Below are 18,446 nucleotides of genomic sequence, written 5' to 3' on the forward strand. Positions count from 1 at the left end.
CCCATGACCGCAGTGGACTTCCTCAAGGGCCACGGCACGGAGAACGACTTCGTGATCCTGCCGGACCCGGGCGTCGACATCGAGCTCACGCCCGAGCTCGTCGCCGCCCTCTGCGACCGCCGCGCCGGCATCGGCGGTGACGGCGTGCTCCGCGCCGCCCGCGCGGGTGAGCTGCTGGACGCCGGCGTCCTCGATGCGCTGCCCGCCGGCGTGGCCCGCGAGGACTGGTTCATGGACTACCGCAACTCCGACGGCTCGATCGCCGAGATGTGCGGCAACGGCGTGCGCGTCTTCGCCCACTTCCTCGCTGCGAACGCGCTGGTGGCGGGCGATCAGTTCACGGTCGGCTCCCGGGCCGGCGCCAAGCCGGTGCGCGTGCACCACGCCGACCCCGAGACCGCCGAGGTCTCCGTCGCGATGGGCGTGCCCCGCGTCTTCGGCAGCTCGTCCGCCGGGGTCGACGGGCGCGACCTGGCCGGGATCGCCGTCGACGTGGGCAACCCGCACCTCGCCTGCATCGTGCCCGGGCTCACCGAGCAGGACCTGCTCGCCCTCGACGTCGCCAGCGCGCCCACCTTCGACCACGGCCTGTTCCCGCACGGCACGAACGTCGAGGTCGTCACCCCGCTGGCCGACGGTGCCGTGCACATGCGCGTGCACGAGCGCGGCTCGGGGGAGACCCGGTCCTGCGGGACCGGCACCGTCGCCGCCGCCGTCGCCGCCCTGCGCGCCGCGGGCCTCGAGACCGGCGCGGTCGACGTGCACGTGCCGGGCGGGGTCGTCACCGTCACCGTCGAGGCCGACGGTGCCGTGCTCCGCGGGCCCAGCCGCCTCGTCGCCTCCGGTACCGCCCGCCTCTGACGACGCCCGCCGCGTTCAGCCCTGGGAAAACCCGCGTGACCTCCCACGTCCCGTCGTGCCACACTGGAGGCATATGACAGACATGGATACCTGGGAGCCGGCCCCGACCGTCGGCGAACTCCAGTTGCAGGAGCGTTCGTCGCTCCGTCGCGTCGTCGGCCTCTCGACCGAGCTCGACGACGTCACCGAGGTCGAATACCGCCAGTTGCGCCTCGAGCAGGTCGTGCTCGTGGGCGTGTGGACCTCCGGCTCCGCGGCGCAGGCCGACGCCTCGCTCGCCGAGCTCAAGGCCCTGGCCGAGACCGCGGGCTCCGCGGTCCTCGAGGGACTGATCCAGCGTCGCGACCGGCCCGACCCCGCCACCTACATCGGCTCCGGCAAGGCGCACGAGCTGCGCGAGGTCGTCCTCGCGACCGGCGCCGACACGGTGATCTGCGACGGCGAGCTCACGCCCGCGCAGCTCAACGCCCTGGAGAAGGTGGTGAAGGTCAAGGTCATCGACCGCACCGCCCTGATCCTCGACATCTTCGCCCAGCACGCGACGTCCCGCGAGGGCAAGGCGCAGGTCAGCCTCGCGCAGATGGAGTACATGCTGCCCCGCCTGCGCGGTTGGGGCGAGGCGCTGTCCCGGCAGGCCGGCGGTCGCGCGGGCAGCAACGGCGGCGTGGGCCTCCGTGGTCCGGGTGAGACGAAGATCGAGACCGACCGTCGCCGGATCCGTGAGCGGATGGCGAAGCTGCGCCGCGAGATCAAGGGCATGAAGCAGGCCCGGGACACCAAGCGCGGCTCGCGTCGCCGCTCGGGCGTGCCCGCTGTGGCGATCGCCGGGTACACCAACGCCGGGAAGTCGAGCCTGCTCAACGCGCTCACCGACGCCGGCGTGCTGGTGCAGAACGCGCTGTTCGCCACCCTCGACCCGACCACCCGGCAGGGCGTGCTCACGGACGGCCGCGACGTCGTCTTCACCGACACCGTCGGCTTCGTGCGGCACCTGCCCACCCAGCTCGTCGAGGCCTTCCGGTCGACGCTCGAGGAGGTCGTCGACGCCGACCTGCTGCTGCACGTCGTCGACGGCAGCGACGTGATGCCGCAGCGCCAGATCGACGCCGTGCGGCAGGTCCTGCGCGATGTCGCGGGGGAGCGGGAGGCGTCGCTGCCGCGGGAGTTGCTCGTGGTCAACAAGATCGACGCCGCCGATCCGGTGGTGCTGGCCCAGCTGCGCGTCGCGCTGCCCGAGGCGGTCTTCGTCTCGGCGCATTCGCGCGAGGGCATCGACGAGCTGCTCGAGCGGATGACGCAGCTCATCACCGCGGGCGACGTCGAGGTCAGCACACTCCTGCCCTACGACCGCGGCGACCTCGTCGCGCGGATCCACGCCGAGGGCACCGTCGTCAGCGCCGAGCACGAGGCCGACGGTACGCGGATCGTCGCCCGGGTCCCCGGGCCCCTCGCCGGAGCCCTGGCGCAGTACCCGGCGTCGTGAGCGAGACCCGCGACCTCCCGCCCTCGGCGTCCGCGCGCGCCGCGCTCGCCCTCGCCGTCGGCGCCGTCACGACGGTGGCCGTCGGCGTCCCGCTGGGCTTCTCGCTGGGCGCGCTGCTGGGCATCGGCACGGCGGCCGCGGTCTTCGCCGCCGTCGGGTGGTTCGTGTTGTGGCCGCTGGACGACGCCGCCACCCGGGCGACGGTGCGCCGCGAGAACTTCCGGCCCCGGGTCGCCGAGCTCGTGGTGGGGGTGATCGCGATCAGCGGCCTCGCGGCGATCGTGATCCTGCTGCTCGCGGGCCGCACCGACGCGCGGAACGTGGCCGCGGCGGGTGCGCTACTCGCCGCCTTCGCCGTGTGGGCCTCGCTGCACCTGACCTACGCCACGCAGTACGCCGCGCTCTACTACGGCGACGAGGGCGACGAGCCGGGCGGCATCGACTGGGGGACGGACGACCCGCCCTCGTACCGCGACTTCTTCTACTTCAGCTACAACCTCGGCATGACCTATCAGGTCTCCGACAACTCGGTCTCCACCCGGGAGCTCCGCAGCGTGGTGTTGCGGCACTGCCTGCTCTCGTACGCCTTCGGCACCGTCATCCTCGCGACGGCGATCAACCTCGTCGTCGGCATCGTCTCCGGCTAGGGCCGGCCCGCCCCGTCGAGGAGCAGCTCGACGAGGGCCGCGGCCTTGTCCGGCTGGGGCGGCGTACCGATGATCATGTCGGACCACAGGAACGACTCCGCGAGCCGGACGATCGCGTAGGCGAGGTCCGCCCGGGATACGCCGCGGGCGGCGTCGGAGGACGGGACGGCGATGTCGGCCAGCCAGCCCGCGACCCACTCGATCAGCCGCGCCTGCACCACGCTGCCGCCCGACTGCAGGACCCGCATCGCGAACTCCGGTTCGTCCGTGGCGAATCCGGCGAGCGGGGGATAGTCGCGCACCTCGTGCGCGAGCCGCCCGAACGCGCGGAGGAAGGCCGCGCGGTCGCGGACCGGCTCGGCGGCCTCGACTCGTGCGATCGCCTGCGCGATGCCGAGCCAGATCGCCTCGCCCACCACCTGTTCGCGGCCCTCGAACCACCGGTACAGCGTGGCCCGGCCGATCCCGCTCGCCTTCGCGAGCTGCCCCAGGTCCACCCGGCGGCCCTCGCGGAACCACTGCGCGGCGCGGTGGATCACCTCGACCTGGTTGTCAGGACGCTCCGGATGAGACATACTTCTATTTTGTCTCGCCAGTGCGAGGGTGTCAACGAGGGGAAGACCCGGATGGATGTGACGTTCACGGCGGAGGAAGAGGCCTTCCGCGACGAGGTGCGGGAGTTCCTCGACACGCACCTCACCGACGATCTGCGGGCGGCCGGCAGGCTGGCGACCAGCGTCTACTCCGATCACGAGGCGAGCCTGCAGTGGCAGGCGATCCTGCACAAGCAGGGGTGGGCCGCGCCCGGATGGCCCGTGGAGTGGGGCGGCTGCGACTGGTCGGTCGCGCAGCACTACATCTTCTCGCGCGAATCCGTGCTCGCCGGCGCTCCCTTCCTGTCGCCGATGGGGATCCGGATGGTCGCGCACGCCATCGTGAAGTTCGGGACCGAGGAGCAGAAGAAGTTCTTCCTCCCGGGCATCCTCGACGAGTCGGTCTTCTTCTGCCAGGGCTACTCCGAGCCCGAATCCGGTTCGGACCTCGCCTCGTTGGCGATGCGCGCGGAGTCCGACGGCGACGACCTCGTGCTCACCGGATCCAAGATCTGGACCACCCACGCGCGCGAGGCGAACTGGATGTTCGCGCTGGTCCGCACCTCGAAGCAGGAGCGCAAGCAGCAGGGCATCACGTTCCTGCTCCTCGACATGACGGTGCCCGGCATCGAGATCCAGCCGCTCGTCATGGCCTCCGGCGAGGAGGTGCAGAACGTGGTCTTCTTCGACAGGGTCCGGGTGCCGAAGGCCAACGTGCTGGGGAAGATCGACGAGGGCTGGACGGTCGCCAAGTACCTCCTCGAGTTCGAGCGCGGCGGCGGCGCTGCGGCTCCCTGGATGCAGGTCTCGCTCGACCGGCTCGCCGAGGAGGCGACGACGGTGGCCGGCCGCGGCGGGCGGCCGTTGTCCGAGGACGACGACTTCCGCCTCGGGCTGGCGGAGCTGCGCGCCCGCGTCGACGTCCTGGAGATCCTCGAGCACCGCTCGCTCGCCGTGCTCGCCGCGGGCGGCAACCCGGGCACCGCGTCGTCGATGCTCAAGATCCTGGGTACGGAGCTGAGCCAGGCGATCACCGAGTTCATCCACAAGAGCGCCGGCCCCCGCGGCCGGGTCTATCAGCCGCACGTCACGCGGCCCGGCGGACCGGTGGTCGAGTACCTTCCGCCCGCCGACGGCGCGCACAGCGGAGACCTGTGGCAGGCCGTCGCGCCGCTGCGCTACTTCAACGATCGTGCGGGCTCGATCTACGCGGGCTCCAACGAGATCCAACGGAACATCCTGGCGAAAGCGGCATTGGGGCTGTAGATGGACTTCACACTCACCGACGAACAGACGATGCTGCGCGACGCCGTGCGGTCCTACCTCACGGGCCGGTACCCGCTGGTGGAGTCGCGCAGCGCGGCCCGCTCCGAAATCGGGTGGCAACCCGCCGTGTGGGAGGCCTTCGCCTCCGAGCTGGGCATCCTCGCCGCGACGCTGCCCGAGTCCGTGGGCGGATTGGGCGGCGGGCCCGAGGAGATGATGGTGATCGCCGAGGAGCTCGGCGGCGCGCTCGTCGTCGAGCCCTACGTCGGCACCGCCGTCGTGGGCGCCGCCCTGCTGCGCGGATCCGGCGGCGCGGCCGCCGACGCGCTGCTGACGGCGATCGCCGACGGAGGCGCGCGAACCGCGTTCGCGCTCACCGAGCCCGAGTCCGGGCGCGAGTCCTGGGACGTCCAGACGACGGCCGTGCGCGACGGTGACGAGTACGTGCTGTCCGGCGCGAAGATCGTGGTCGCGGACCTGCCGGTCGCGACGCACCTGATCGTCGCCGCCCGCACCGCAGGAGGCCGGCTCGACCGCGACGGGATTTCGCTCTTCCTTCTCGAGTTCGACCCGCAGGCCCCGCCCGCCGGGGTGAGCGCGCAGTACTTCCGCACGATCGACGATCACCACACGGGCGATCTCGTGCTCAGCGACGTCCGCGTGCCCGCGTCCGCGTTGCTCGGCGCCGAGGGCGGGGCCTGGGACGTCGTCGAACGCGCCCTCGACGACGGTGCCGCCGCGGTGTGCTGTGAGGGAGTCGGGATCATGCGCCGCGTGGTGGCGGACACGGTGGCCTACGCCAAGCAGCGCCGCCAGTTCGGCGTGCCGATCGGCTCCTTCCAGGCGCTGCAGCACCGCATGGTGGACATGTCGCTCGAGCTCGAGCAATCCGTCGCGGCGAGCTACCTCGCGGTGCTCAACCTCGACGCGGAGCCGCAGGTGCGGCGTCGCGCTGTCTCGGCCGCGAAGATCACCATCGCGCGGGCCGCGCGGTTCGTCGGGCAGAACGCGGTCCAGCTGCACGGCGGCATGGGCATGACGGAGGAGCTGGCGATCGGGCACTGCTTCAAGCGGCTCACCGCCATCGAGACCGAGTTCGGCTCGGCCACCGACCACCTGCACCGGTACGCGGAGGCGAGCGCGCAGGGCGGGTAGCCTCGAGGGTGGCCGTGACTGGCGCTGACGGGGAGCACCCCGGGGGAGCGGCCCACCGGAGTATCCGTGAGCCGCGCGCCTGGGCGTCGAAGTCCCAGGAGGTCGCCGTGTCCGTGCCCATCGTTCTCTCCGGAACCCGGCTCGCCGCAGAGCTCAACGGCCGCACCGCCGCACGCGCCGCGGCGCTGCCGTTCACCCCGACCCTGGCCACCGTGCTGGTCGGCGACGACCCGGGATCCGCCACGTACGTGGCGATGAAGCGCCGTCGGTGTTCCGACCACGGCCTGGACTCCCGCTTCGTTCACCTGCCCGCGGAGACCACGACGGCCGAGCTGATCAGTGTGCTCTCCGAGTTGGGGGCTGACGACGGCGTGCACGGCATCCTGTTGCAGCATCCACTGCCGCCGCAGGTGGACGAGCGCGCCGCGTTCGACGCGATCCCCGTGACGAAGGACGTCGACGGCACCTCGAGCGCCGCTTTCGCGGCCGCCGCGCTCGGCAGGCCGGGCCACCGCAGTTGCACGCCCGCGGGGATCGTCGCCTTGCTCGATCATCACGGAGTCGTGCTCGCGGGCGCGGACGTGACCGTGGTCGGGCGCAGCGCGATCCTCGGAAAGCCGCTGTCCGCGCTGCTCGTCCAGCGCGACGCGACGGTCACGGTGTGCCACTCCCGCACCCGCGACCTCGCCGCGCACACCCGACGCGCCGACGTCCTCATCGCGGCCGCGGGCCGGCCGGGCCTGATCACCGCCGACATGGTGCGCCCCGGTGCGGTCATCGTCGACGCGGGCTTCACTCCAGGGGACGTCGCCCCGGGCGCGGCCGCGCGCGCCCGCGCCGCGTCCCCGGTGCCGGGTGGCGTCGGACCCATGACCATCGCAGTCCTTCTCAGCCAGACGGTGGACGCGGCGGAGGAGAGCGCGGTCTAGCGGGGAGTGGTCAGTGAGGCGGCGGCACGGCGGACGGCGGCCCGGACAGTCGCCGGCACGCGCGGCCCGACGGTGACCGCGAGAGCGATCGGCGGCAGGTGCGGCATCGTGTCGACGGTGATCAGGCCGTCGGTCGCGTCGATGGCGGGGAGCAGCGTGACCCCCAGGCCGCTGCGGGCCGCGGAGTACAGGCCCGCGAGGTTCGCGGCCTCGGCGGCGATCGTGTAGTCGATCCCGTTGCGCGCGAGCGCGTCCGCCGCGGGCGCGCGCAGCACGCACGGGTCGTCGAAGAGGAGGACGGGCACCGTTCCGGCGGGGCGCTCCCACTCCCGGGCGGCGTACCACCGCAGGTCGATGGGGCCGACGGCGTCCGGGTGATCGCCGGCGGCGAGGAAGACCGCCACGTCGGCGAGGCCGCGGTCGACGGCGCCCGCGATCTGCGCGCTGCGATCGAACCGGAACTGGGCGGCCCATCCTCCCGGGAGGGCGCCGAAGCCGCGGCTGAGCTCGGGGATGAGCCGGTCGGCGCCGTGCTCGGTCGCGGCGACCGACAGCGTGCGGGTCGTGGGAGAGGCGAGAGCGTGGACGGCGGCGTCGTGCGCGTCGAGAATCGTCTGGGCGTGCCCGAGGAGCCGGTTGCCGTGATCGGTGAACCGGATTCCGCGGCCCGCCTTCTCGACGATCGTGCCGCCCGTCGACTTCTCGAGCCTGCGCAGGTGCGCGCTGACGGTCGACTGCGTCAGGTGCAGCGTCTCCGCGGCGCGGTGGACTCCGCCGCAGCGGGCGATGGCGACCACGCTGCGCAGTGGGACGATGTCCAGGATCGGATCCGGCATGACTGAACGATAGAACCGATCGATCGTGATCGTCAATCGTTGTTGGACGGCGGGGGCCTGCGCGTTCGACCATCGAGTCATGAGAATTCCGCCGATGCTCGCGCTCTCCGTCGTGGTGCTGTACGCCTTCGGGTATCCGCTGGGTGCCCTCGGGATCGCGGCGATGAGCCCGTTCCTGCTGCTCTTCCTGCGGTTCGCGGTCTCCGGGGTGTTGATGCTCGGCCTGGTGCGCGCGACCGACCGGCGCCTGCCGAGGGGCGCCGACCTGGGACACGCCGTCGTCGTCGGGCTGCTCACGCAGGCCACGCAGTTCCTGGGCTGCTACCTGGGACTGCAGGCGGGCGTGCCCGCCGGGGTCGCGGCCCTGATCATCGGTGTCAACCCGGCCGTGACGACGGTGATGGCCCGGATCGCGCTCCGCGAGCGGCTCACGGCCCGCCGCGCCCTGGCGGCTCTGCTGGGGCTCGCAGCGGTCGTCACAGCGTGCTGGTCGACGGTGCCGGCCCTGGCCCATGCCGGGGCGGGGATCGGGTTCACGCTGGTGGGACTGGCGGGCATCGCCGTGGGCGGGGTGTACCAGCAGCGGTTCTGCCGCGACGTGGATCCGTTGGCCGGGAATGCGATCGGCATGGTGGTCGCGGCCGTGCCGGCCGGCGCCCTGACCGTACTGTTCGGCGCGACGGTGAGCGATCCCGTGCAGGGCGCCCTCGTGCTCGTGCTGATGGTGCTGCTGAGTTCGATGACGGCGACGACGCTGTACCTGCGCGTGATCGGCATCGCCGGGGCGAGCGGCGCAGCGATGCTCTTCGCCGTGATCCCGTCGGTCTCGGCGCTGTTCGCCTTCCTGATGCTGGGCGAGGCCCTTCATCCGGGTGTGCTCGCCGGGCTGGTGCTCGGTGGCGCCGCGTGCGCGCTGGCGTCCCTCGGTGGACGACGAACGCCGGCCCCCGACCGAGCGGTCGACGAGCCGGCGCGGCCGGAGGCGAGTGCGGGTGCGGTCAGATCCGACGCATCACGGTGACGACCTTCCCGAGGATCACCGCGTCGTTGCCGTGGATCGGGTCGAAGGCGGGATTGTGCGGCATCAGCCAGACGTCGCGGCCCGTGCGCCGGAAGGTCTTGACGGTGGCCTCGCCGTCGAGCATCGCGGCGACGATGTCGCCGTTCTCGGCGACGGACTGCTGACGCACCACGACCCAGTCCCCGTCGCAGATGGCGGCATCCGTCATCGATTCGCCGACCACCTTGAGCAGGAACAACGAGCCCTCGCCCACGAGCTCACGGGGGAGCGGGAAGATCTCCTCCACCGCCTCCTCGGCCAGGATGGGGCCGCCCGCGGCGATCCGCCCCAGGACCGGGACGAAGGCGGGCTCCGGCATCCGGTCCTCGTCCTCCATGACCTTCTGGATGACCTGGGCGGTGCGCTCCTCCGCGCCCTGGACGTTCACGGCGCGCGGGCGGTTCGGATCGCGGTGCAGGAAGCCCAGGCGCTCCAGGGTGCGGAGCTGATGCGCCACGGAGGAGGTGGACGTGAGGCCCACCTCGTCGCCGATCTCCCGGATGCTCGGGGGATAGCCGCGCTCGCGGACGGAGCGCCGGATGACTTCCAGGACCTGCTTCTGGCGACGGGTGAGGTGATCCTCGGAGACGTTGCCCTGTGCGTCGCGGAAGCGCTTGTCCCGGTGTTGAACCTGTCGCTCATCTGTCATGTGTCGCTCCTCACGCCCGTTCGGTTCCGACTCCACTGTAGTCCAGCTCGAACGACCTGACAAACATCTGTTCGAGAAATTTGTCCGCGTGTCTTCCGCTCGCTCGAGGGGTGTGGTAGAAATCGAACAGAAGTTCTCTCGAACACTTGCACGCACTCCGGTGTGACTGGTGGGGCTGGATTGAAAACTTGTCAGTCCCCTCCGATAGACCAGTAGGTGAGCGAGAAGGACCCGCTACCGACGAAGGAGAGATCATGACCGCGATCATCGATCGGGACGTCATCACTGCAGCGCAGAGCGCTGGCGCCGAGGCGCAGGCGCTCGTGCGGCACGGTTCTGCGGCCGCCGACCGGCGCGGCGCGACCCGGGCCCGCGGGGTCTCGCCGAGGCTCGCCCGCAGCCGCGGACGGGAGGTGTCCGCGCTCTCGATCACCTCGTCGAACGGCGCCGCAGAGGGGCTTGTTCGAACGGAGCCCACCGCCGTCCGCGTGACCGGCGCCCGCGGGTCCGCTCGGCGCACCGTCGAACGCCCGGGCGTGCGTACTGCGGGGCGCCGCGCACCCCTCGGCTACTCGCGCGCCGACGGCTGCGCGCGCCGCATCCCCGGCCCGTCCGTCGCGGCGTGCGTCCTGTTCGCCGCCGGCGTCTTCGCCGCGCTGCTGGTGCTGTTCGGCGGCGCGCCCCAGGCGGAGCCCGCGCCCGCCGGTGCGGCGCAGCCCGCCCTCACCTCGGTCGTGACGGTCCGTGCCGGCCAGGACCTCGCGCAGATCGCCCGTGAGATCGCGCCCGAGCGCGCTCAGGCCGCCGTCGTCGCGGAGATCTCGGAGATCAACGGCCTGCAGGGCGGCCGCGTGCACGCGGGGCAGACCCTCGTCACGCCGCGCTACTGACCATCACCCACGAGCGAAGGAGACGCAGATGACCACCCGCATGGTGATAGTGGATTCCCGGCAGGGCGGGCGCTCCGCCCACCTCGACAACGTGGTGCCGTTCCCGCGCCGAGTATTCTCGGAGTCGAGATCGCGGGGCACGTCGGTGGCAGGGGCCACCGTGCTGCAACTGCCCCGCCGGACGTCCGAGCGCAGCCGCGCGGGAGGTGGACCGATGTATTGCCCGTTCTGCAAGAACGAGGACACCCGTGTGGTCGATTCGCGTGTCTTCGACGACGGGCAGGGCATTCGCCGCCGCCGCTCCTGCAACGAGTGCGGGCGCCGCTTCACCACCGTCGAGAGCGCGGTGATGGCCGTCGTGAAGCGCAACGGCGTCACCGAGCCCTTCAGCCGCGAGAAGGTCGTCAAGGGCGTGCGCCGCGCGTGCCAGGGCCGCGACGTCGCCGAGGACGATCTGCACAAGCTCGCGCAGCAGGTCGAGGAGGCGATCCGCGCGATGGGCGTGGCCGAGGTTCCTGCGAACGAGGTGGGCCTCGCCATCCTCGGGCCGCTCCGCGACCTCGACGAGGTGGCCTACCTGCGGTTCGCCTCCGTCTACCAGGGGTTCTCGTCCATCGAGGACTTCGAGGCCGCCATCCGCGATCTCCGCACCCGGGCCGCCGCGGCGGACCCCACCGACGCGGCGTAGCCCGTTTCCGCGCCGGCCCGCGCGGTCGGCTCTCAGGTCAGAGCCGCGATCGCGGCCAGCACCTTCTTCTCCGAGACCGACCCGGCGGTACCGAGCGACTGCGCGAACAGGCTGACCCGCAGTTCCTCGATCAGCCAGTGCACCTGGTCCAGAGCTGCGTCGCGGCGATGCTCGGGCAGTGTGTCCAGCTTCGCGGTCAGGGCGCCGTAGACACGATCCAGCGTCGCCATGCCGCGGTCGTCCCGGTCGATCGACGCGGGTAGCGCGGCCCAGCGCGCGGCGGCGCCCGCGGTGTAGCGCGGCAGGTGTTGCAGATGGACGTCCGCAGTGGCCGCGACGAAGCCGCTGAACAGCAGCCCGTCGAGCTGTTCGGCGATGTCCTCCGCCGCGTCGCGCAGCGCCGGCGGCGCGGACGCGATCGCGCCTCGAACCTCGGTGGCCGTCGCCACCGCGGCGGCGACGGCGGCGAAGTTCTGCTGGACCGCCTCGCCGAGCCCGGCGCGCACCGTCGCCGTGAGCGACGCGAACTCGTCCGGCGTCCACGCGAGGCCCGCGCGGACACGGAGATCCGTGATGGCGCGCCGCCGGCAGTCGGCGACGAGGTCCATCGGCGTCGCGTACGGGCTCTGCGACAGTGCCAGCCGTTCCCGCTGTCCGACGGACTGCAGCACCGACTTGTGCGCCGCCGGGAGGACGTTGGCGAGGAGCACGTCGAGCCCGGCCCCCATCAGCGCGGTCTGCTCCGGCTCCGCCGCGACCACCTTCACGCCCGCGGCGTCACCGGCGGGGTAGAGAGTGCCGAAGCCGGTCACGCGGCTGCCGCGCACCTCGGTGTCGATGGTCCGCGGCACGTCGCCGAGAGTGTCCGCGGTCCACTGCTTCGCCGGAGCGCGCTCGTACGCCCCGGCGCGGCTCGACAGGTCCTGCTGCACCGCGGCCCCGAGTTTGCGCTTGAGGGCGTCGAGGTCCTTGCCGGAGCCGAGCACGCGGCCGTCGTCGCCGATCACCGTGAACGTCACCCGCAGGTGATCGGGGATCGCGCCGGTGGAGAAGTCCCCGGCTCGGATCACGGTGCCGGACAGCTGCGTCAGCTCGCGGGCGAGGCCCTCGGTGAGCGGCTCCGCGCGCGGGGTGAGGCGCGCGAGCGCGGCCGCGGCGAAGTCGGGGGCCGGCACCACCTCGCGGCGCAGCTGCTTGGGCAGCGACTTGATCAGCGCCACCGCGAGCTCCTCGCGCATCGCGGGGACGAGCCACTCGAAGCCGTCGGCGCGGACGGTGGACAGGTCCTTGACGGGGATCCGCGCGGTGACGCCGTCGTCGGCCGCACCCGGCTCGAAGCGGTACTTCAGCGGGACTTCGATGCGGCCCTGCAGCCACGAGGTCGGGTACGCCTCCGCGGTTACGTCCGCGGCACCGTCGGCGAGGAGGTCGTCGGCGGTGAAGTCCAGCAGGCGGGGGTCCGTCCGCGAGGCTTTCTTCCACCAGGAGTCGAAGTGGCGCGCCGAGACGATGCCCTCGGGCACGCGTCGGTCGTAGAAGTCGTAGAGACCGTCCTCGTCCACGACGATGTCCCGGCGGCGGGCCTTGTCCTCGAGGTACTCCGCGTCGTCGAGCAGCGCCCGGTTACGAGCGAAGAACGGGTGGCGCGTGCGCCATTCGCCCTGGACGAGCGCGTGCCGCAGGAAGAGTTCCCGCGCGGCGACGGGGTCGATACGGCCGAAGTTCACCGTGCGGTCGGCCACCAGCGGCACGCCGAAGAGTGTGACGCGCTCCTTGGCGAGCACGGCCTCCCGCTTCGTGGACCAGTGCGGCTCGGAGTAGTGGTGCTTCGCGAGCGGCCCGGCCAGCTTCTCGGCCCACTCGGGCTCGATCTTGGCGACGGTCCGCGCGAAGAGCCGCGAGGTCTCCACGAGCTCACCGGCCATGACGAACCGCGGCGGCTTCTTGGCGAGTGCGGAGCCGGGAAAGACCAGGAACTTCGCGTTCCGCGCGCCCAGGAACTCCCTGCCGTCCGGCTCGCGCAGGCCGATCTGGGACAGGAGTCCGGCCAGCATCGCCTGGTGGATCAGGTCGGGCGACGGCGCCGGCTCCCGGCCGAGCGAGTCGAGCTTCCACCCCAGGTCCCTGCAGATCTGCCGCAGTTGGCCCTGCAGGTCCTGCCACTCGCGGATCCGCACGTAATGCAGGAACTCCCGCTGGCACTCGCGGCGGAAGGCGCTCGAGGTCAGCTCCGCGCGACGGTCGCCGAGGTGCCGCCACAGGTTCAGGTACGAGAGGAAGTCCGAGGTCGGGTCGGCGAAGCGGGCGTGCTGCGCGTCTGCGGCCTGACGGTGCTCGGCGGGCCGCTCGCGCACATCCTGGATCGACAGCCCGGCGACGATCACGAGCACTTCGGGGAGCACCCCGAACTCGCGGGCGGCGACGAGCATGCGTGCCATGCGCGGGTCGACGGGCAGGTCCGCGAGCTGACGGCCGACCGCGGAGAGCCGCTTGTGTCCCTCGTGCGCGTCCTCCAGCGCCCCCAGCTCCTCGAGCAGTGCGGTGCCGTCGCGGACGGCCCGCTCGTCGGGCGGCTGCACGAACGGGAAGGCGGAGACCTCGCCCAGCTCCAGCGCGGTCATCGACAGGATCACCGAGGCCAGGTTGGTCCGCAGGATCTCGGGATCGGTGTACACGGGCCGCGCGTCGAAGTCGTCCTCCGAGTACAGCCGGATCGCGATGCCGTCCGACGTGCGGCCGCAGCGCCCGGAGCGCTGCTGCGCCGAGGCCTGCGAGACCGGCTCGATGGGGAGGCGCTGCACCTTGGTGCGCACCGAGTACCGGGAGATGCGCGCGGTGCCGGTGTCCACCACGTACTTGATGCCGGGCACCGTCAGCGAGGTCTCGGCGACGTTGGTGGACAGCACGATCCGCCGGCCCGTGTGCGGGGCGAAGACGCGGTGCTGCTCGGCGGAGGACAGGCGTGCGTAGAGCGGCAGGATCTCGGTCCCGGGCCGCACGTGCGCCTGCAGCGCCTCCGCGGCGTCACGGATCTCGCGCTCGCCGGAGAGGAAGACGAGGACGTCGCCGGCTGCCTCGCGGGAGAGCTCGTCGACGGCGTGAACGATCCCGGTGACCTGGTCGAGCGGCTCGGCGTCGTCGGTCATCTCGTCCAGCGGCCGGTACCGGATCTCCACCGGGTAGGTGCGGCCGCTGACCTCGATGACGGGGGCCGGCGTACCGTCGGGCCGCGCGAAGTGGGCGGCGAACCGCTCCGGCTCGATGGTCGCGGAGGTGACGATCACCTTGAGGTCGGGCCGGCGGGGCAGCAGCTGCCGCAGGTACCCGAGGAGGAAGTCGATGTTGAGGCTGCGCTCGTGGGCCTCGTCGATGATGATCGTGTCGTAGTCGCGGAGCAGGCGGTCGCGGGTGAGTTCGCGTAGCAGGATGCCGTCGGTCATCAGCTTGACCGAGGTCTTCGCGGACACCCGGTCGGTGAACCGGACGGCGTAGCCGACGGCGTCGCCCAGCTCCGTGTTCGTCTCCTCGGCGATGCGCTCGGCGACGCTGCGGGCGGCGAGTCGCCGGGGCTGGGTGTGGCCGATCATGCCCCGGACGCCGCGGCCGAGCTCGAGGCAGATCTTCGGCAGCTGCGTCGTCTTCCCCGAACCGGTCTCGCCCGCGAGGATGATGACCTGGTTCTCGGAGATGGCCTTGGCGATCTCCTCGCGCCGCGCGCTGACGGGCAGGTTCTCGGGGTAGACGATGGCCGGCACCGCCGCCGTGCGCTCGGCGTAGCGCGCCCGCGCGGTCTCGACCTCGCGGGCCAGCTTCGGTAGGTCGGAGGGCTTGGCGCGCTTGAGTCTTCCGCGGAGGCGGGCCTCGTCCCGGAGGGTGAGCGCGGGGTCGGCATCGGTGCCGAGCGCGGCGTACAGATCGCGCTTCGACGGTCCGCCCGCGCCGTCGTCTCGTGCGGTGCGCGTCTCCTGCTTCGTCATTTGCGACTAGTTTATCCACCATGAGCGGACAGGGACCCACGACCTCATCGGCACTCTGGCACGGCTTCGCGGACATGGGCGCCGTGCAGCGCGACGGCGCCTTCGTCTTCGCGCGCGGCGAGGGCGCGTACGTCTTCGACACCGACGGCAATCGGTACCTCGACGCGACCGCCGGCCTGTGGTTCGCCAACGTCGGCCACGGCCGCGCCGAGGTCGCCGACGCGGTGCGCGACCAGCTGCTCAAGGTCGCGCACGTGACCGGCTTCGGCGATGCCGCGACCGACACGACCGTCGCCCTCGCGAACCGCCTGCAGGCCATCGCGCCGGTGCCGGACAGCAAGATCTTCTTCACTTCGGGCGGCTCCGATTCGGTCGACTCGGCGATCAAGCTGGCCCGCCGGTACTGGCAGGAGCAGGGACGTCCGGAGAAGAAGCTCATCGTCGGCCGCTCGAACGCCTACCACGGCATGCACGTGGGCGGCACCAGCCTGGGCGGCATCCCGGCGAACGCCGAGGGCTACGGCGGCGTGCTCTTCGACGACACCGCGACGGTCGCGTGGGACGACGCGAAGGAGCTGCTGGGCCTCATCGAGCGGGTCGGCGCGGATGCCATCGCGGCCTTCGTCGCGGAGCCGGTGATCGGCGCGGGCGGCCTGCTGCCCCCACCGGAGGGGTACCTGCGCGAGGTCCGCGACATCTGCCGTGAGCACGACGTGTTGTTCATCGCCGACGAGGTGATCACCGGTTTCGGCCGGATCGGCGGCGCGTGGTTCGCCTCGAGCCGGTTCGACTTGGAGCCCGACCTGATGACCACGGCCAAGGGGCTCACCAGCGGCTACGTGCCGATGGGCGCCCTGTTCGTGGCACCGCGCGTCGCCGAGCCCTTCTACGGGGGCGGCGTGTGGTGGCGGCACGGCTATACCTACGGAGGCCACGCGGCCGCCGCCGCTGCGTCGATGGCGGTGCTCGACATCATGGTGCGCGAGAACCTGCTCGCCGAGGCGCTGCGGCTGCAGGACACCCTGCTGCGGGAGCTCGCCACGCTGGCCGACCATCCGAAGGTCAAGGACGTGCGGGGCGGCGTCGGCGCCGTCGCCGGCGTGCAGCTGCACGAGCCCGCCGAGGCCATGGCGATGGTGAAGAAGCTTCGGGCGCAGGGCGTCTCCGGCCGCGCCGCCGGCCTCGGAACGCTGCAGTACTCGCCGGCGCTGGTCACCACCGACGAGCAGGTCGCCGAGATCGCCGCGGCGACGCGGCGGGCGCTCGACTCCTGACCGGAGCAAGCGCCGAGTAAAGGCGGTTGCAAGGGGTTGCACGGCGTATGTGGCCCATTCAACCCTGCGGTGAATGTGGTCCGTGCCACACTTTCGGACGTGAACGAAGAGGATGCGGCGGCGGTCTACCAGCGCGCCTACGACAGCAAGGAATTCCACGAGCTCCGGCGCAGGCTGGCGACGTTCGTGATCCCGATCTCCGTGGCGTTCCTGCTCTGGTACGCCGTGTACGTGCTGCTGGCCACCTACGCGCACGAATTCATGAGCCAGAAGCTGTTCGGGAACATCAACGTCGCGCTGGTGATGGGGCTCGGGCAGTTCGTCACCACGTTCGCCATCACCTGGGCGTACGTGCGGTTCGCGAACAACACGATCGACCCGATGGCGACGGATCTCCGTGAGCACATCGAGGGCGAGCTCAAGGCCGGGGAGGCGGGCCAGTGACCGATCTCCTCGCCTGGGAGCCCCGCACGATCGAGGTCGGCCAGCAGGTCGGCTCCACCGCGCTGAACATCCTCGTCTTCGTCCTGTTCATCGGCGTCACGATGGGCCTGGTCATCAAGGCCAGTCGTACCACCAAGAAGGCCACGGACTTCTACACCGGCGGCGCCACGTTCACGGGCCCGCAGAACGGTTTCGCCATCGCGGGCGACTACCTCTCGGCCGCCAGCTTCCTCGGCATCTGCGGCGCCATCGCGGTCCAGGGCTACGACGGTTTCCTGTACTCCATCGGCTTCCTGGTCGCCTGGCTCGTCGCGCTCCTGCTCGTCGCCGAGCGGCTGCGCAACGTCGGCAAGTTCACCATGGCCGACGTACTGAGCTTCCGGCTCAAGCAGCGCCCCGTCCGCATGGCCGCCGCCCTCGCGACGCTCACCGTCTCGCTCTTCTACCTGATCGCCCAGATGGCCGGCGCGGGCGGCCTCGTCTCGCTCCTGCTCAACATCAAGGGCACCACCGGCCAGGCCGTCGTCGTCGCGGTCGTGGGCGTCCTGATGATCGTCTACGTGCTCGTCGGCGGCATGAAGGGCACCACGTACGTGCAGATGGTCAAGGCGGTCCTGCTCGTCGGCGGCGCCCTGCTGATGACGCTCATGGTGCTCGCCGCGGTCAAGGGCAACTTCTCCGACCTGCTGCAGAAGGCCATCGACGGCAGCGCGGCGGGCGAGAAGATCATCGAGCCCGGCCTCAAGTACGGCAAGACCGAGACCACCAAGCTGGACTTCATCTCGCTGGCGCTGGCGCTGGTGCTCGGCACCGCGGGCCTGCCGCACGTGCTGATGCGCTTCTACACCGTGCCCACGGCCAAGGAGGCCCGCCGTTCGGTGACCTGGGCCATCGGCCTGATCGGCGCGTTCTACATCTTCACCCTGGTGCTGGGCTTCGGCGCCGCCGCCTACGTGGGCGCCGACGTCATCGCGAAGGCCCCCGGCGGGGTCAACTCCGCGGCGCCGCTGCTCGCGTTCTCGCTGGGCGGCACGATCCTCATGGCGGTCATCTCCGCCGTCGCCTTCGCCACGATCCTCGCGGTCGTCGCCGGCCTGGCGATCACCGCGTCCGCGAGCCTCGCCCACGACATCTACAACGGTGTCATCAAGCACGGCAAGGCTTCCGAGGAGTCCCAGGTCCGCGTCTCGCGCATCACCGTCGTGGTCATCGGCATCGCGTCGATCATCCTGGGCATCGGCGCCATGGGGCAGAACATCGCCTTCCTGGTGGCCCTGGCGTTCGCCGTCGCGGCGTCCGCCAACCTGCCGACGATCCTGTTCTCGCTGTTCTGGCGGAAGTTCAACACCACCGGCGCGGTGCTGTCGATGTACGGCGGCCTGATCTCGGCCATCGTCCTGATCGTCTTCTCGCCGGCCGTGTCGGGCAAGTCGACGTCGATGTTCAAGTCGCTCGACTTCCACTGGTTCCCCCTGGAGAACCCCGGCCTGGTGTCGATCCCGATCGGCTTCGGCCTCGCGATCCTGGGCACGCTCTTCGGCAAGCCGGACACCGATCTCGCCGACAAGGCGGTCGAGATGGAGGTCCGCTCGCTCACCGGCGTCGGTGTCGAGAAGGCCATCGACCACTAGGCCCATCGCGTTCGACGGTGCCCGTCCCCGGCTCTCCGGGGGCGGACACCGTCGTTCCACGGG

At 71.5% G+C, this 18,446-nt stretch carries 16 protein-coding genes and 1 riboswitch; of the genes, 12 read left to right on the forward strand and 4 right to left on the reverse strand.

Features of this window, described 5'->3' with window-relative positions:
* The first annotated feature begins 12 nt into the window (after window positions 1-12).
* The 3 genes from dapF (at window position 13) to ACLQ3K_RS17455 (ending at window position 2,991) form a co-directional block, all read left to right on the forward strand.
* The gene (gene dapF / locus ACLQ3K_RS17445) at window positions 13-861 is read left to right on the forward strand and encodes a diaminopimelate epimerase (protein WP_426001047.1); all 849 of its coding nucleotides are present in this window, start codon (window positions 13-15) and stop codon (window positions 859-861) included.
* 73 nt (window positions 862-934) lie between these two features.
* On the forward strand, window positions 935-2,344 hold the full coding sequence (hflX, locus tag ACLQ3K_RS17450; RefSeq protein ID WP_426000926.1) for a GTPase HflX: 1,410 nt from the start codon (window positions 935-937) through the stop codon (window positions 2,342-2,344).
* Window positions 2,341-2,991, forward strand: a complete 651-nt coding sequence (locus ACLQ3K_RS17455) for a DUF1345 domain-containing protein (RefSeq protein WP_224645788.1) — start codon at window positions 2,341-2,343, stop codon at window positions 2,989-2,991. Before hflX ends, ACLQ3K_RS17455 begins: the two co-directional genes overlap by 4 nt.
* Here ACLQ3K_RS17455 and ACLQ3K_RS17460 read toward each other — a convergent pair.
* Entirely contained in the window at window positions 2,988-3,566 is a 579-nt protein-coding gene (locus ACLQ3K_RS17460) for a QsdR family transcriptional regulator (protein ID WP_426000927.1), read from the reverse strand. The two genes, ACLQ3K_RS17455 and ACLQ3K_RS17460, sit on opposite strands and share 4 nt — an antisense overlap.
* Before the next feature lie 51 nt (window positions 3,567-3,617).
* Between ACLQ3K_RS17460 and ACLQ3K_RS17465 the strand changes: the two genes are divergently transcribed.
* The 3 genes from ACLQ3K_RS17465 (at window position 3,618) to ACLQ3K_RS17475 (ending at window position 6,934) form a co-directional block, all read left to right on the forward strand.
* On the forward strand, window positions 3,618-4,850 hold the full coding sequence (locus tag ACLQ3K_RS17465) for an acyl-CoA dehydrogenase family protein (RefSeq protein ID WP_426000928.1): 1,233 nt from the start codon (window positions 3,618-3,620) through the stop codon (window positions 4,848-4,850).
* Window positions 4,851-6,005 carry an acyl-CoA dehydrogenase family protein gene (locus ACLQ3K_RS17470; protein ID WP_426000929.1) on the forward strand — a complete coding sequence of 385 codons (1,155 nt, stop codon included), beginning with the start codon at window positions 4,851-4,853 and terminating at the stop codon, window positions 6,003-6,005.
* A 4-nt stretch (window positions 6,006-6,009) separates the two neighbouring features.
* A riboswitch (ZMP/ZTP riboswitch) is annotated at window positions 6,010-6,097 on the forward strand.
* 15 nt (window positions 6,098-6,112) lie between these two features.
* A complete protein-coding gene (locus tag ACLQ3K_RS17475) occupies window positions 6,113-6,934 on the forward strand; it encodes a bifunctional 5,10-methylenetetrahydrofolate dehydrogenase/5,10-methenyltetrahydrofolate cyclohydrolase (RefSeq protein WP_426000930.1) in 822 nt (273 codons plus the stop codon).
* Here the strand turns inward: ACLQ3K_RS17475 and ACLQ3K_RS17480 are convergent.
* Window positions 6,931-7,770 carry a LysR family transcriptional regulator gene (locus tag ACLQ3K_RS17480; RefSeq protein WP_426000931.1) on the reverse strand — a complete coding sequence of 280 codons (840 nt, stop codon included), beginning with the start codon at window positions 7,768-7,770 and terminating at the stop codon, window positions 6,931-6,933. The two genes, ACLQ3K_RS17475 and ACLQ3K_RS17480, sit on opposite strands and share 4 nt — an antisense overlap.
* 79 nt (window positions 7,771-7,849) lie before the next feature.
* Here ACLQ3K_RS17480 and ACLQ3K_RS17485 point away from each other — a divergent pair, with 79 nt between their 5' ends.
* Window positions 7,850-8,791 (forward strand): DMT family transporter, encoded by a 942-nt coding sequence (locus ACLQ3K_RS17485; protein ID WP_426000932.1) that lies wholly within the window; start codon window positions 7,850-7,852, stop codon window positions 8,789-8,791.
* Here ACLQ3K_RS17485 and lexA read toward each other — a convergent pair.
* On the reverse strand, window positions 8,769-9,479 hold the full coding sequence (gene lexA, locus ACLQ3K_RS17490; protein ID WP_224645781.1) for a transcriptional repressor LexA: 711 nt from the start codon (window positions 9,477-9,479) through the stop codon (window positions 8,769-8,771). The genes ACLQ3K_RS17485 and lexA overlap by 23 nt on opposite strands.
* 254 nt (window positions 9,480-9,733) lie before the next feature.
* Between lexA and ACLQ3K_RS17495 the strand changes: the two genes are divergently transcribed.
* Window positions 9,734-10,369, forward strand: a complete 636-nt coding sequence (locus ACLQ3K_RS17495) for a hypothetical protein (RefSeq protein ID WP_426000933.1) — start codon at window positions 9,734-9,736, stop codon at window positions 10,367-10,369.
* Window positions 10,370-10,583: 214 nt separating this feature from the next.
* Entirely contained in the window at window positions 10,584-11,057 is a 474-nt protein-coding gene (nrdR, locus tag ACLQ3K_RS17500; RefSeq protein ID WP_224645796.1) for a transcriptional regulator NrdR, read from the forward strand.
* A 32-nt stretch (window positions 11,058-11,089) separates the two neighbouring features.
* Here nrdR and hrpA read toward each other — a convergent pair whose 3' ends face one another.
* Window positions 11,090-15,034 (reverse strand): ATP-dependent RNA helicase HrpA, encoded by a 3,945-nt coding sequence (hrpA, locus tag ACLQ3K_RS17505; RefSeq protein WP_426000934.1) that lies wholly within the window; start codon window positions 15,032-15,034, stop codon window positions 11,090-11,092.
* A gap of 20 nt (window positions 15,035-15,054) precedes the next feature.
* Here hrpA and ACLQ3K_RS17510 point away from each other — a divergent pair, with 20 nt between their 5' ends.
* From ACLQ3K_RS17510 to ACLQ3K_RS17520, 3 genes are all read left to right on the forward strand, one after another.
* A complete protein-coding gene (locus ACLQ3K_RS17510) occupies window positions 15,055-16,308 on the forward strand; it encodes an aspartate aminotransferase family protein (RefSeq protein ID WP_426000935.1) in 1,254 nt (417 codons plus the stop codon).
* Between the two features lie 99 nt (window positions 16,309-16,407).
* Entirely contained in the window at window positions 16,408-16,752 is a 345-nt protein-coding gene (locus tag ACLQ3K_RS17515) for a DUF485 domain-containing protein (protein WP_426000936.1), read from the forward strand.
* Entirely contained in the window at window positions 16,749-18,383 is a 1,635-nt protein-coding gene (locus ACLQ3K_RS17520; protein ID WP_224645776.1) for a solute symporter family protein, read from the forward strand. The genes ACLQ3K_RS17515 and ACLQ3K_RS17520 overlap by 4 nt, the downstream gene beginning before the upstream one ends.
* The last annotated feature ends 63 nt before the right edge of the window (window positions 18,384-18,446 follow it).

It is taken from the genome of Tsukamurella sp. DT100 (assembly GCF_049844855.1).
In the GTDB taxonomy this organism is placed as follows: Bacteria; Actinomycetota; Actinomycetes; order Mycobacteriales; family Mycobacteriaceae; genus Tsukamurella.